14 protein-coding genes are annotated in these 13,877 nt (G+C 47.5%); 12 read left to right on the top strand and 2 right to left on the bottom strand.

Annotation, left to right across the window (positions count from 1 at the left end):
- From mutM to coaE, 3 genes are all read left to right on the top strand, one after another.
- Nucleotides 1-831 (top strand): DNA-formamidopyrimidine glycosylase, encoded by an 831-nt coding sequence (mutM, locus tag BGM27_RS05535; protein ID WP_007408078.1) that lies wholly within the window; start codon nucleotides 1-3, stop codon nucleotides 829-831.
- Between the two features lie 136 nt (nucleotides 832-967).
- The gene (ytaF, locus tag BGM27_RS05540; protein WP_007408079.1) at nucleotides 968-1,600 is read left to right on the top strand and encodes a sporulation membrane protein YtaF; all 633 of its coding nucleotides are present in this window, start codon (nucleotides 968-970) and stop codon (nucleotides 1,598-1,600) included.
- A gap of 15 nt (nucleotides 1,601-1,615) precedes the next feature.
- Entirely contained in the window at nucleotides 1,616-2,209 is a 594-nt protein-coding gene (coaE, locus tag BGM27_RS05545) for a dephospho-CoA kinase (protein WP_007408080.1), read from the top strand.
- Between the two features lie 38 nt (nucleotides 2,210-2,247).
- Here the strand turns inward: coaE and BGM27_RS05550 are convergent, their stop codons facing one another.
- The gene (locus BGM27_RS05550; protein WP_007408081.1) at nucleotides 2,248-3,090 is read right to left on the bottom strand and encodes an aldo/keto reductase; all 843 of its coding nucleotides are present in this window, start codon (nucleotides 3,088-3,090) and stop codon (nucleotides 2,248-2,250) included.
- A 58-nt stretch (nucleotides 3,091-3,148) separates the two neighbouring features.
- The gene (locus BGM27_RS05555) at nucleotides 3,149-4,348 is read right to left on the bottom strand and encodes an MFS transporter (RefSeq protein WP_007408082.1); all 1,200 of its coding nucleotides are present in this window, start codon (nucleotides 4,346-4,348) and stop codon (nucleotides 3,149-3,151) included.
- 183 nt (nucleotides 4,349-4,531) lie between these two features.
- Between BGM27_RS05555 and BGM27_RS05560 the strand changes: the two genes are divergently transcribed.
- The 9 genes from BGM27_RS05560 (at nucleotide 4,532) to thrS (ending at nucleotide 13,865) form a co-directional block, all read left to right on the top strand.
- Nucleotides 4,532-4,918, top strand: coding sequence for a winged helix-turn-helix transcriptional regulator (locus BGM27_RS05560; protein ID WP_003152469.1), 387 nt, complete (start codon nucleotides 4,532-4,534; stop codon nucleotides 4,916-4,918).
- A gap of 207 nt (nucleotides 4,919-5,125) precedes the next feature.
- Nucleotides 5,126-6,148 (top strand): glyceraldehyde-3-phosphate dehydrogenase, encoded by a 1,023-nt coding sequence (locus BGM27_RS05565; RefSeq protein ID WP_007408083.1) that lies wholly within the window; start codon nucleotides 5,126-5,128, stop codon nucleotides 6,146-6,148.
- A 238-nt stretch (nucleotides 6,149-6,386) separates the two neighbouring features.
- Complete coding sequence (gene speD, locus BGM27_RS05570; protein ID WP_003152471.1) at nucleotides 6,387-6,767, top strand: adenosylmethionine decarboxylase; 381 nt, start codon at nucleotides 6,387-6,389, stop codon at nucleotides 6,765-6,767.
- Nucleotides 6,768-7,015: 248 nt separating this feature from the next.
- Nucleotides 7,016-7,474, top strand: coding sequence for a transcriptional regulator NrdR (nrdR, locus tag BGM27_RS05575; protein ID WP_003152473.1), 459 nt, complete (start codon nucleotides 7,016-7,018; stop codon nucleotides 7,472-7,474).
- Between the two features lie 111 nt (nucleotides 7,475-7,585).
- On the top strand, nucleotides 7,586-8,995 hold the full coding sequence (dnaB, locus tag BGM27_RS05580) for a replicative helicase loading/DNA remodeling protein DnaB (protein WP_007408084.1): 1,410 nt from the start codon (nucleotides 7,586-7,588) through the stop codon (nucleotides 8,993-8,995).
- A 24-nt stretch (nucleotides 8,996-9,019) separates the two neighbouring features.
- Complete coding sequence (gene dnaI / locus BGM27_RS05585) at nucleotides 9,020-9,955, top strand: primosomal protein DnaI (RefSeq protein WP_007408085.1); 936 nt, start codon at nucleotides 9,020-9,022, stop codon at nucleotides 9,953-9,955.
- Nucleotides 9,956-9,986: 31 nt separating this feature from the next.
- Nucleotides 9,987-10,628: a TVP38/TMEM64 family protein gene (locus BGM27_RS05590; RefSeq protein ID WP_007408086.1), complete on the top strand. Its 642-nt coding sequence runs from the start codon at nucleotides 9,987-9,989 to the stop codon at nucleotides 10,626-10,628.
- Nucleotides 10,629-10,693: 65 nt separating this feature from the next.
- A complete protein-coding gene (gene ytxC, locus BGM27_RS05595) occupies nucleotides 10,694-11,524 on the top strand; it encodes a putative sporulation protein YtxC (protein WP_007408087.1) in 831 nt (276 codons plus the stop codon).
- 409 nt (nucleotides 11,525-11,933) lie between these two features.
- Complete coding sequence (gene thrS / locus BGM27_RS05600; RefSeq protein ID WP_007408088.1) at nucleotides 11,934-13,865, top strand: threonine--tRNA ligase; 1,932 nt, start codon at nucleotides 11,934-11,936, stop codon at nucleotides 13,863-13,865.
- Nucleotides 13,866-13,877 lie beyond the last annotated feature (12 nt).

A 13,877-nucleotide genomic window follows, 5' to 3' on the forward strand; every position in this document is an offset into this window, starting at 1 on the left:
GTGCCGGAATTACCAGAAGTTGAAACGGTCCGGCGCACTCTGACCGGTCTTGTGAAGGGGAAAACGATTGAATCGGCGGATATCAGATGGCCGAATATCATCAAAAAACCCGCCGAGCCGGAGGAATTCGCGCGGCAGATTGCAGGAGAAACGATCCGATCCATCGGAAGAAGGGGAAAGTTTTTGCTTTTCCATCTGGATCATTATGTCATGGTGTCCCACCTGCGGATGGAGGGGAAATACGGTCTTCATCAGGCCGATGAGCCTGACGATAAACATGTGCACGTCGTGTTTCACATGACGGACGGAACACAGCTCCGCTACCGGGATGTCCGGAAATTCGGCACGATGCATTTGTTTGCGCCGGGAGAGGAATTGAATGCATTACCGCTTTCACAGCTCGGGCCCGAACCCGATGATGAAGCATTTACCGCTGCTTATTTAAAAGAGCGGCTTGTAAAAACGAACCGCGCGGTGAAAACAGCCCTGCTCGACCAAAAAGCGGTCGTCGGCCTCGGCAATATTTATGTCGATGAAGCTTTATTCCGGGCGCGTATTCATCCTGAGACAAAAGCGAACAGTCTGTCAGACGGGCAGATAAAAACGCTTCATACAGAAATTAAAGACACCCTTCAGGAAGCGATTGACGCGGGCGGGAGCACCGTCCGGTCTTATATCAATTCTCAAGGGGAGATCGGAATGTTTCAGCTCAAACATTACGTATACGGCAAAAAGGATGAACCGTGCAAAACGTGCGGCACGATGATTTCTAAAATCGTGGTCGGCGGAAGGGGTACGCATTTTTGCGCCCGCTGCCAAAAAAAATCATAAACTGAAGCGGTTCAAGCAGGCGGCAGCAGAATGACTTTTTTCTAACACAGTTGATGACCTTTCTCCATATATATATTGTGATTCACCCAATAGGCATATGTCACAATTGCCGATCAAGAGAAAGGGAGAAACGGATATGGAGATTGTTTCTTTGCTGCTTTTGGCTTTTGCTGTCAGCTTGGACAGTTTTTCAGTCGGGTTTACGTATGGTTTGAGAAAAATGAAAATCCCGTTCAAAGCGATTGCCGTGATCGCTTGCTGTTCAGCCTCTGTGATGTTTATATCCATGCTGATCGGCCATTTTCTGACAAAGATTTTTCCCGTATCCGTCACGGAAAAACTGGGCGGGCTGATCTTAATCGGAATCGGGGCATGGGTCATCTGGCAATTTTTTAAACCGGCTAAAGAGCCGGATTACTTATTGCATGAAAAAACGCTACTTAATCTTGAAGTGAAATCGCTCGGCATCGTCATTCATATTTTGAAAAAACCGACCAGCGCCGATATTGATCAATCCGGAACCATTAACGGAGTCGAGGCGCTTCTGCTCGGTATCGCCTTATCCATTGACGCGTTTGGCGCCGGGCTGGGAGCGGCCATTCTCGGCTTTTCTCCGGTTATGATGAGCGTGACTGTCGGGCTGATGAGCTCGCTGTTTGTTTCACTCGGCATAAACTCGGGGCATTTGCTTTCAAGATGGAATTGGATAGATAAAATGACATTTTTGCCGGGAGTCCTGCTGATTATCATCGGGATTTGGAAAATGTAAGAAGGAGTGGGCTTTTTGAGCTTGGTCATCGGTTTAACGGGAGGCATCGCAAGCGGCAAAAGCACGGTAGCGCGTATGCTGATCGACAAAAAAATAACAGTCATTGATGCGGATGTCATCGCAAAACAGGCGGTGGAAAAAGGAATGCCGGCTTACGGACAAATTGTGGAAGCATTCGGAAAAGACATCCTGCTGGAAAACGGCGATATTGACAGAAAAAAACTCGGTTCTATCGTTTTCACGGACGAACAGAAGCGTCTGATGCTGAATCAGATCGTTCATCCGGCGGTGCGTGCGGAAATGCTCAAACAGCGAGATGAAGCCGTTGCGAGAAAAGAGCGGTTCGTCGTTTTGGATATACCGCTTTTGTATGAAAGCGGGCTTGATTATCTTGTCGGCAAGGTGCTCGTCGTCACCGTACCGGCAGACATTCAGCTTAAACGGCTGATAGAGCGGAATTCCCTTACAGAAGAAGAAGCGATGAGCCGGATAACGTCGCAAATGCCTTTAGCGGATAAAACAAAAAAAGCTGACGCCGTCATTGATAACAGCGGCAGTCTTGAATATACAAAGCACCAGCTTGAGGAAGTATTGAGCGGCTGGGCATAAACAAACACCGTTCGGAAAGCCGAACGGTGTTTTTCTGGTTAAAAATCAAAATTGTCAGGATCAGGACCGACACGGAGATTTTCGTTCAGATCATCAATCCGCTTCATATCGTCAGCTGACAGTTCGAAATCAAAGACATTTGCATTTTCTTCAATACGGTGTTTTTTCGTTGATTTCGGAATGGTGATGACACCGTTTTGCAAATCCCAGCGCAAAATCACTTGGGCGGCTGATTTGCCGTACTTCTCAGCGATTTCCTGTAAGACGGTGTGATCAAGCAGCTGACCTTGCATCAATGGCGACCACGCTTCAAGCTGAATGCCTTGTTCAGTGCAGAAAGCAAGCAGTTCTTTCTGTGTCAGACGAGGATGGTACTCCACCTGGTTGATCATCGGCTTGATTTCCGTCTCTTTCATGAGATGTTTCAGATGGTGAATTTGGAAATTGCTGACCCCGATCGCCTTAATGCGTCCATCCCTGTAGAGGGTTTCGAGCGCCCGCCACGCATCGATGTACTTTCCTTCGACAGGCCAATGGATCAAATATAAATCCAAATAATCTAAACCGAGTTTTTCTAAGCTTGTGTCAAACGCTTTTAACGTTTCTTCATATCCTAAATCGGCATTCCACACTTTTGACGTGACAAAAATGTCTTCACGTTTTAATCCCGCTTCTTGCAGCCCTTGGCGGATGCCTTCGCCGACACCTTCTTCATTTCCGTAAATCGCGGCGGTATCAACGCTACGATAGCCGTGCACCAATGCCGTTTTCACCGCGTTGACGAGTTCCGCGCCTTCCTCTACTTTGAAAACTCCGATGCCGAACCAAGGCATCTCTACTCCGTTATGCAATGTTGCTTTTGCTTGTAAATGTGTTGTCATGTATATATTCCTCCTATTAGTTGTCTGTTGAAACAATCAAAATGCGCTGAAGAAAAACTCACCTCCTTTCAAGGGCAGTGCGATCCCGCTTTTCAAGCTTCCTGCTCCATCCGGTTAATACGACCGCGCTGAGCACCATCAGCGCCCCGATCCAAGCGGTATGAATGATTCCGATTGAGTCTGTAATGATTCCGCCGGCAAACGAGCCGATCGCGATTCCGGCATTAAATGCCGCGATATTTAAGGCTGATGCTGTATCAACGGCGCTTGGCGCAAAACGTTCACTCAGCATCACGACATATACCTGAAGCCCCGGCACATTCATAAACGCCAACAGCCCCATGAAAATAATGGTGATCAGCCCAGCTGTTTTAAACGGCGCGGTAAAAGTCAGAACAAACAGCACAGCAGCCTGGACAATGAACATATAAAACAAGGCTTTCAGCGGATTTCGGTTTGATAAACGGCCGCCAATCATGTTTCCGATGGCAATCGCAATTCCGTAAATGAGCAGGATGGCCGCGACGGTTTCTTTCTGAAAACCGGTTACCTCCTGAAGAAGCGGAGATAAATACGTAAACACGACAAACGTTCCGCCGTAGCCTAACGCGGTAATGATAAATAAAAGCAATAACCGGCCGTTTGTGACGAGTTTGACCTGCTCGGCAAATGCGGTTTTCGTCCCTTTGCGCAAATGTGACGGAACGAGAAGCGCGTTTGTGAGGAATGCGATGATTCCTACTGCCACAATGACGGCAAATGCGATTCTCCATCCGAATTGCTGGCCGAGATAGGTGCCGAATGGAACGCCGGTCACCGTAGCCACCGTCAGCCCCGTAAACATGATAGAAATCGCGCTTGCTCTTTTATGCTCCGGCACGATATTGGCGGCGATTGTTGCCCCGATTGACATGAAAATGCCATGGGAAAAAGCCGAAATGACCCGTGCCGCCAGTAAGACGCCGATTGAGGAAGCGCTCGCTGCGAGTGTATTTCCGGCGATAAAAATTAACATCACCCAGAGCAGCAGCGTTTTCCGCGACATGCCGGATGTGAGAGACGTTAAAACCGGCGCGCCGAATGTCACGCCCAGAGCATACATGGAAACGGTAAGTCCCGCCGTTGTCACAGGTATATGCAGATCTTGAGATATAAGCGGCAGCAGCCCGACGCTGATAAATTCGGTTGTGCCGATCGCAAAAGCGCTGACGGCTAATGCCAGCAGCGCTGGTAAATAGCTTTGGCGATGTGAAGACATCTGTTTTCCTCCTTGAACGATAATGTATGGTTGAAATGATGCCGGGTAAACGATATAAGTATAAGAGTACATTCCTTTTCAGCCGGCAAATGTCATTATGATCGATAGAAGTGTCATTGAAAAGAACGTACTTTTAAGTGCCATAGGCACTTTTTAGTTCCTATAGATGAGGAGGAATTACCGTTGCTGAAGAAAAAATACAATATATCCGTAGAGGCGGCGCTTGAAGTGATCGGCGGAAAATGGAAGTGTGTGATCCTCTGCCACCTCATGCGCGGAAAAAAACGGACAAGCGAATTGAAGCGGCTTATGCCGGACATCACCCAGAAGATGCTGACACAGCAATTGCGGGAGCTGGAAGCTGACGGCGTCATCAACCGGATCGTGTACAATCAGGTGCCGCCGAAAGTTGAATACGAGCTGAGTGAATACGGGCACAGTCTGGAAAGAATTTTAAACGCGCTGTGCGACTGGGGCGCGATGCATATTGCTAAACGGTACGGCGAGGTGTCTTCCGTTTTAGAGGACAGCATTTTAAATGACAAATTTAAAGAACCGGGACAAATATAAGAAAAAAGCAGGCAGCCTGAGACGCTGATCCTGCTTTTTTTATGGAAGAAAGATCATTTTATATGCAAAAAAACCGATTGAACAACATATTGATCGGTATAAGGGTGGATTTTTATCAAGTTGTACTGGCGGATTTCTTTTAATGTGTTATACTATATATAAATAAAGGTAAATTAGAGTGGCATATTAAAAAGGGGTGACCTGAGCATGAAGGTAAAAGTAGCAATCAACGGGTTTGGAAGAATCGGAAGAATGGTGTTCAGAAAAGCAATGGAAGATGATCAAATTCAAATAACAGCCATTAATGCAAGCTATCCCCCGGAAACGCTTGCTCATTTGATAAAGTATGACACAATTCACGGCAAATACGATCAAGAAGTTGAGACCTCCGACGACAGCCTGATCGTCAACGGAAAACATATTATGCTGTTCAATCGCCGGGACCCGAGAGAGCTTCCGTGGAAAGAATGCGGAATAGACATCGTCGTAGAGGCAACGGGGAAATTTAACTCAAAAGAAAAAGCGATGAGCCATATTGAAGCAGGGGCGAAAAAAGTCATTTTAACGGCTCCGGGCAAAAATGAAGACGTTACCATTGTCATGGGAGTAAATGAAGAGCAGTTCAATCCCGATGAACATGTCATTATTTCAAATGCATCCTGCACGACAAACTGTCTTGCGCCGGTCGTCAAAGTGCTTGATCAGGAATTCGGGATTGAAAGCGGCCTGATGACGACTGTTCACGCTTACACGAATGATCAAAAAAATATCGACAATCCGCATAAAGATCTGCGGAGGGCGAGAGCGTGCGGAGAATCCATCATTCCGACTTCTACTGGCGCCGCCAAAGCGCTGTCGCTCGTGCTGCCTCATTTGAAAGGAAAACTTCACGGTCTCGCTTTGCGTGTTCCCGTTCCGAATGTGTCATTAGTGGACCTTGTCTGCGATCTGAAAACAGATGTGTCGGCCGAGCAAGTGAACGCCGCTTTCCAAAGAGCCGCAAAAACGTCGATGTACGGAATTCTTGATTATTCGGATGAGCCGCTCGTTTCTTCGGATTATAATACGAATTCACACTCTGCGATCATCGACGGTCTGACAACGATGGTGATGGAAGACCGAAAAGTAAAGGTGCTCGCCTGGTATGACAATGAATGGGGATATTCCTGCCGGGTCGTTGATCTTATCCGTCACGTCGCCGCGCGAATGAAACACCCGTCAGCTGTGTAGACTAAAGATCATGGACATTTGTTAGAAAAAAACCCTTAACGGCATATTCGCAAAAAACACACCTTGCAAAATAAACTTAAACACAGTATACTATCTTTCGTGAACTTCTTGCTCGTGACTGCTTCGGAATTACTTAAAGGGTTAGGACCTCTCCGGACTAACTTTCCCCCGTGGTAAATGGCCGGGTCAGTTCTCGGAAATTCACTTTTTTAATTCTTGTTAAGGGGGGTCCATGATTATGGAAACAATGGGGCGTCACGTCATCTCCGAGCTGTGGGGATGCGATTTTGATAAGCTCAATGACATGGATTTTATTGAAAAAACGTTTGTAAATGCTGCTTTGAAATCAGGAGCTGAAGTGCGCGAGGTCGCATTTCACAAATTTGCACCGCAAGGCGTAAGCGGAGTCGTTATTATCTCTGAGTCACATTTAACGATTCACAGTTTTCCTGAACACGGATATGCAAGCATTGATGTTTATACTTGTGGAGACCTGGATCCTAATGTGGCTGCGGATTACATTGCGGACGCATTACATGCAGATACAAGAGAAAACATTGAAATACCGCGAGGAATGGGGCCTGTACAGATTAAACAGGCACAAGCGAAAGTACTGTAATTTTCAAAACGCAAACACAAGGGAGCTAAGCTGAAAAAGCCATTACGCGCTTTGAAGCTGATGCTCCTTTTCTAATGTAAAAAAACAGCATTGCTTTTTCTTTAAGCATTTTTTTTGTAAAATAGAAAAGATAAGGCCGGTCTATCGGCTCTCCCAACAAATAGGCTCATCCTAGAAACGTTGGCGGGCATTTACCGGAAGCTTGCGAACCGCATTACAGCAACGAAACAGATGGGAGCTGATCCAATTTGAAATGTCCTTCATGCCAGCACAACGGTTCCCGCGTACTTGATTCACGGCCTGCGGACGAAGGGAAATCAATCCGCAGAAGGCGGGAATGCGAAGCCTGCCATTACCGCTTCACTACATTTGAGAAGTTTGAAGAGATGCCTCTGATCGTCGTGAAAAAAGAAGGCGTCCGGGAAGAATTCAGCCGTGAAAAAATGCTGCGCGGGTTAATTAAAGCTTGTGAAAAAAGGCCCGTTCCTTTAAAAACATTGGAAGACATGTGCTTTGACATTGAAAAAGAGCTGAGAAACCAAGGTGTATCTGAAGTCAAAAGCGAACTTGTCGGAGAAATGGTAATGGACCGTCTGGCGAAAATCGATGAGGTGTCTTATGTCCGCTTTGCCTCCGTCTACCGGCAGTTTAAGGATATAAACGTGTTTATCGATGAATTGAAAGATTTAATAAAGAAAGAACGCTGAGAGAGCTAAGAGATTGTGTCTGGCTCTTTTCTCATGAGCAAAATTGGCATTTGATAGATCGCAGAAACGGTGTAAAATGAGAGTAGAAACATATCGGAAGGTTTGAGAATCATGGCTGACTATTGGAATGACGTATTACCTGTAGATCCTTATACGGTCAAAAGCCGTTCGCTTCTTCAGGATGTCGACAGACAGGTTTTGACACATCTGTACCAGCCGCTGATCGGTTCTTTTGCATTCTCCCTTTATATGAGCTTATGGGGGGAGCTTGAGCAGAACCGCTTGTGGGGAGCGGAATCCACGCACAGGCAGCTGATGGGCATGATGCAGTCAAATTTAAAAAAGATTCATCATGAACAGGGAAAGCTTGAAGGAATCGGGCTGCTGAAAGTGTATATCCGGGAGTCCGAGCAAAAAGAGCGGATGTTTATTTATGAGCTGCTGCCCCCGCTCAGACCGAATGATTTTTTTGAAGACGGCATGCTGAATGTCTTTCTTTATAACAGAGTCGGTAAAACGAAATACCAGCAGCTGAGACAATTTTACACGCACCCTTCCGTCGGCGCGGGCGCAAGGGAAATTACCCGTCCGTTTAATCACGCCTTTGCCTCTTTTCAGCCGAGTGAATGGAAAATGACGCCTGATATGGAAGAGGCGATGAAGCTCCCCGAGGACTATGAGACGGCGTCTGTCGGACAAGCGCCTTCCTATACGGTGACGGAAGAAGTATTTGATTTTGAGCTTTTCATGGCGGGACTGTCAGAAACGATGATACCGCGTAAATCAATCACGCAGGACGTGCGGGAGAGCATTAAAAAGCTTTCATATTTATACGGAATAGATCCTATCTCCATGCAGCACGTCGTCATGACCGCAATTAATGAACAGGATACGATAACGGCCGAAGCGCTGAGGAAAGCGGCCAGCGACTGGTACCAAATTGAAAGAAGCGGTAAGCTTCCGGAACTGATTGATAAAACACAGCCTGTCACTTTGAGAGAAAACCGGACGGAAAAGGACGATTCATTGAACGGCGAACTCATTGCACAGCTTGAGACCATATCACCGAGAAAGCTTCTTCAGGACATTGCGGACGGGACCGAGCCGTCAAAAGCCGACTTGCAGATTATCGCCGATATTATGTTCGAACAAAAGCTTGAGCCCGGCGTCACCAATGTGCTGATTTATTATGTCATGCTGAAAACGGATATGAAGCTGTCCAAAAACTATATCCAAAAAATCGCCGCCCACTGGGCCAGAAAGAAAGTCAAAACGGTACGGGAAGCAATGAAGCTCGCAATAGAAGAGCACAGGCAATATCTTGATTGGGCGGACGGCAAAACAAACGGCGCGGCGCGCGGTAAAAAAACCGTCCGGGAAGAAAAGCGCCCTGATTGGATGAAAGAAGAAGAAACCGGGAAGAAACAAGAACAGCCGGCTCTTTCCGCGCAGGATCTTGAAGAACAGAAGAAAAAAATGATGGAAGAAATGAAAAAACTGAAAAAATACTCTGCCTATTGAGACAGAGAAGCGGGGTGATATTGAATGGAACCGATCAGCCGATCCTTAGAAGGCGTGACGAAAAGACCTGACTTTCAAAAACGCCTGGAACGAATGCAGCAGCAAGTCATGGCCGACGAAGACGTCCAGGCTTTTTTGAAGGAACAGAAAGATGTAATCAATCAAAGCATGATTGACAGAGGGTTAAATAAACTGTACGAATTCGTTCAGCAAAGCAAACAGTGCGCCTTCTGTTCGAAAGACAGCCGGACGAACAGCCTGCTTGAAGGCTATCATCCGAAGCTTGTGATCAACGGGCGTTCCATCGATATTGAATATTACGAATGTCCGGAAAAGAGAAAGCTCGACCGCCAGAAAAGGCAAAAGTCCCTGATGAAGAGCATGTATATCCAGCAGGATCTTCTCGGCGCGACGTTTCAGCAGATCGACATTACCGATCCGAGCAGACTCGGCATCTTCCAGCATGTGACGGATTTTCTGAAGAGCTATAATGAAACGGGAAAAGGCAAAGGGCTGTACCTGTACGGAAAATTCGGAATCGGAAAGACATTTATTTTAGCCGCCATTGCCAACGAACTGGCGGAAAAAGAGTATTCATCAATGATCGTATATGTTCCCGAATTTGTCAGAGAGCTGAAAAACTCGCTCCAGGATCAGTCGTTGGAGGCGAAACTGAATATGGTAAAAACGACGCCCGTACTGATGCTTGATGACATCGGAGCGGAGTCAATGACAAGCTGGGTCAGAGATGAGGTCATCGGCACCGTGCTTCAGCACAGAATGAGCCAGCAGCTTCCCACTTTCTTCTCGTCTAATTTCTCACCTGACGAGCTGAAGCATCATTTTACGTATTCACAGCGGGGAGAAAAGGAAGAAGTAAAAGCGGCAAGACTGATGGAGCGGATTTTATATTTGGCTTCGCCCGTCCGTCTTGACGGGGAAAACCGCCGCCGTTCATGATGCCGGCGTCCAATGGGAAGGATTTGAGGGAATGAGGAATAAGAAGGCTGTCACTTGGGCTGCGGCTGCGGCGGGAGCGGGCCTTTTGCTGTGGGCAAACCGCAAATATCTGAATCTGTCGCCTAAGGAGATACGGCTGTGGGTGTTATCGTTCGGTGTTTTTGCGCCGCTTGTGTTTATCGGAATTTCCATCGTCAGGCCTTTTGTGCTGTTTCCCGTATCAATCGTTTCCGTCGCCGGAGGATTGGCGTTCGGCCCGTTTTTCGGCACCGTGTATACGCTGGCGGGCTCAATGGGCGCTGCCGCCGCGTCTTTTTTTGCGGCGGGGCTGTTTGCCTTTAATGAGAAAAGCCGTCATGGAAAAATGGAAGCCATTCAAAAGCAGATGAAAACCAATGGCTTCTTTTATATTTTTATCCTGCGTATTCTGCCTGTTAACTTTGATGTGATCAGCTATGCCGCGGGCCTATCGAAAGTCAGGCCGATGACGTATTTTTTGGCGACCGCAGCGGGCATCATTCCGGGGACGATCGTCCTGAATGTGCTCGGCGCGAGCTTTATGTCCGGAAATGTGCTGACCGTACTCGGCGTGATCTGTCTTTACATCGTATTTTTATCGCTTCCCGTTATATTTAAAAAGAAGGTGCGCCATTTGTTCGGCGGTGAAAGCTAACCTTTACGTCTATTTTAAAAACATCCCCCATATACTTGTAACAGATGCCGTAAGGGGGGACAAATATGCTTGAAGTGATCTTTGAAGATGACCATGATACCGCCGCTTTTTTACATCTCATTCAGCAATCGGACGACCGGAGACATTTTATTGTCCGTGAAGGCATAAAAAAAGTCGGAATCGCAAGGTCTGAAACGGCTTTTTGCGTTCAGCGCTTTATTGAGCCGATACTTGTCAGGTTTTTTTTGGAATGCAAAGAAGACGAGCATATGCTTTCGCTTATTGAGGATGCATACTGCTTCACCGATCAGGATGAACAGCAGCAAATCCTTCAGCTTGCACACAGCATTATGGAAGGAGAGCTTGATGATCATCCGTTCGAGCCGAAGAAAGAGCCGCGCACACAGTTTATTTCAGATGCGCTCCAGACGATTTCACTTGATGCGGGTGTTTTTTCCGTGCGTTCGTTTCAGACGTTCCGGCTCGGCAGGTATTATGAGCGGCTCAGAGAATACGCGGAGGCTGCGATAGATGAATATCGGATGGAACAGGAATATCAAAACTTTATCCAGTCTCTGAGAGATTATGTGACATCCAATCCGCCGCGGATGAAGAAAGTCCGCATCGTACATGACCAAGCTTTTACGCTGTGGGAGCTGCGCTATTTGTCAGAACGGGAACAGAAAAAATACATAGACAGACGGTTTGTGCGGGAGCACCCGATGTATATAGATTCCCATCTCCTTGCGCCGCTGATCTCCATTGCGCCTGAGACGGTAGAACTGTATACGGACAAACCGGAGCATATGATGTCCAGAACGATTCAAAACGTGTTTCAGGAGAGGGTGCGCCTTTTTCCGCTGGGCGCATTTGCAGCCGAGAAGACGGAAGGATAGCCGCACGGACGGCCTTGTGTAAGCGGCAGGGCTGTCTGTGCGAAATCAGACGGAAAACCGAGTTGCATTTTTCTCACAGACATTTTATAATACATAAAAGATTAATGATTGCTACACGTATTGATAAGGACATGAAGCATTGATACCGGCTTTATAAGAGAGGAGAGCCTAGGCTGAAAGCTTTCCAGCTATGGGTCATTGTCTTTACCGCCTTTGAACTTCAGCTGTGAACGCCGGAAGAAGCGCCAGTAATAGCTGACGGGAACTCCCGTTACAGAGTTTAGAGCCGCAGGTGCCGAAACAATCGGCCGCGCGGAAAAAAGGGTGGAACCACGATTCCGTTTATTTAACCTCGTCCCTTTCATAGGGGGCGGGGTTTTTGATTTGCATAAAAAAAGGAGTGACGAAGATGTCAGATATGATCAACATCACATTTCCGGACGGAGCGGTAAAGGAATTTCCGAAAGGAACAACAACAGAAGATATCGCGGCATCCATCAGTCCGGGATTAAAGAAAAAGTCTTTAGCCGGAAAACTGAACGGACAGGAAATTGATTTAAGAACACCGATTCAAGAGGATGGTGCCGTAGAAATCATTACAGAAGGCACAGAAGAAGGTTTGAACATCATGCGGCACAGCACGGCGCATTTATTGGCCCAGGCGATAAAACGCATTTATAAAGATGTGAAATTCGGAGTCGGCCCCGTCATTGAAAACGGGTTCTATTATGACATTGAAATGGAGCAGGCGCTGACGCCGGATGACCTTCCGAAGATTGAAAAAGAAATGAAACGCATCGTCGGTGAAAATCTGCCGATTATCCGAAAAGAAGTGAGCCGTGATGAAGCAAAAGCCATGTTTGCGGAAATCGGCGATAATCTGAAGCTTGAACTGCTGGATGCCATCCCTGAAGACGAAACGGTCTCCATTTATGAGCAGGGCGAATTTTTTGACCTGTGCCGCGGCGTGCACGTGCCGTCTACAGGCAAAATTAAAGAATTTAAGCTGCTGAGCCTTGCGGGCGCATACTGGCGCGGCGACAGCAAAAACCAAATGCTTCAGCGCATTTACGGCACGGCCTTCTTTAAAAAGGATGACTTGAAAGAGCATTTGCGGATGCTTGAAGAAGCGAAAGAGCGTGACCACCGAAAACTGGGCAAAGAATTAAAATTGTTCGCCAACTCTCAAAAAGTCGGACAAGGCCTGCCGCTCTGGCTGCCGAAAGGCGCAACCATCCGCCGCGTGATCGAGCGCTACATTGTGGATAAAGAGCTGAGCCTCGGTTATGAGCACGTCTATACGCCTGTTCTCGGAAGCAAAGACCTGTACGAAACATCGGGCCACTGGGAACATTATCAGGAAGGCATGTTCCCGCCGATGGAAATGGACAATGAAACACTCGTGCTCCGTCCGATGAACTGTCCTCACCATATGATGATTTACAAACAGGACATTCACAGCTACCGAGAGCTTCCGATCCGCATCGCAGAGCTGGGAACGATGCATCGTTATGAAATGTCCGGGGCGCTTTCAGGTCTTCAGCGCGTACGCGGCATGACGTTAAATGACGCGCACATTTTCGTCCGCCCTGACCAGATTAAAGAAGAATTCATCCGCACGGTCCGTTTGATTCAAGACGTATACGAAGACTTCGGCCTGAGTGATTACACATTCCGCCTGTCTTACCGCGATCCTGAAGACACGGAAAAATATTTTGATGATGATGAGATGTGGAACAAAGCGCAATCCATGCTGAAGGCGGCAATGGACGAAATCGGCCATGACTACTATGAAGCGGAAGGCGAAGCGGCGTTTTACGGCCCTAAGCTTGACGTGCAGGTGAAAACGGCGATCGGCAAAGAAGAGACATTGTCAACTGTACAGCTTGACTTCCTTCTTCCGGAACGCTTTGATCTCACTTACGTCGGAGAAGACGGCAAACAGCACCGTCCTGTCGTTATTCACCGCGGCGTCGTGTCAACGATGGAGCGTTTCGTTGCTTTCTTAATCGAAGAGCACAAAGGCGCCCTTCCGACATGGCTTGCGCCGGTGCAATTCCAAGTCATTCCTGTATCACCGTCCGTGCATCTTGATTATGCGAAAAAAGTGCAGGAGCGCCTGCAGCGTGAAGGCCTGCGTGTCGAGCTTGACAGCCGGGATGAGAAAATCGGCTATAAAATCCGTGAAGCGCAAATGCAAAAAATCCCGTACATGCTTGTGGTCGGTGACCAAGAAGCGGAAAACGGCGCGGTAAACGTCCGGAAATACGGCGAGCAGAAATCAGAAACCGTCTCATTGGACGATTTTGTGAAAAAGGCTGTAGCCGAAGCGAAAAAATAACCGGAAATACAA

The organism is Bacillus sp. FJAT-27001 (assembly GCF_019039175.1).
GTDB lineage: Bacteria > Bacillota > Bacilli > Bacillales > Bacillaceae > Bacillus > Bacillus velezensis.

Coding starts and splice junctions, on each gene's coding strand:
- BGM27_RS05555 (WP_007408082.1), bottom strand. CDS start 4,348: ATGTCTTCACATCGCCAAAGCTATTTACCAGCGCTGCTGGCATTAGCC.
- thrS (WP_007408088.1), top strand. CDS start 11,934: ATGTCAGATATGATCAACATCACATTTCCGGACGGAGCGGTAAAGGAA.
- dnaI (WP_007408085.1), top strand. CDS start 9,020: ATGGAACCGATCAGCCGATCCTTAGAAGGCGTGACGAAAAGACCTGAC.
- dnaB (WP_007408084.1), top strand. CDS start 7,586: ATGGCTGACTATTGGAATGACGTATTACCTGTAGATCCTTATACGGTC.
- BGM27_RS05565 (WP_007408083.1), top strand. CDS start 5,126: ATGAAGGTAAAAGTAGCAATCAACGGGTTTGGAAGAATCGGAAGAATG.
- ytaF (WP_007408079.1), top strand. CDS start 968: ATGGAGATTGTTTCTTTGCTGCTTTTGGCTTTTGCTGTCAGCTTGGAC.
- ytxC (WP_007408087.1), top strand. CDS start 10,694: ATGCTTGAAGTGATCTTTGAAGATGACCATGATACCGCCGCTTTTTTA.
- BGM27_RS05550 (WP_007408081.1), bottom strand. CDS start 3,090: ATGACAACACATTTACAAGCAAAAGCAACATTGCATAACGGAGTAGAG.
- BGM27_RS05590 (WP_007408086.1), top strand. CDS start 9,987: ATGAGGAATAAGAAGGCTGTCACTTGGGCTGCGGCTGCGGCGGGAGCG.
- speD (WP_003152471.1), top strand. CDS start 6,387: ATGGAAACAATGGGGCGTCACGTCATCTCCGAGCTGTGGGGATGCGAT.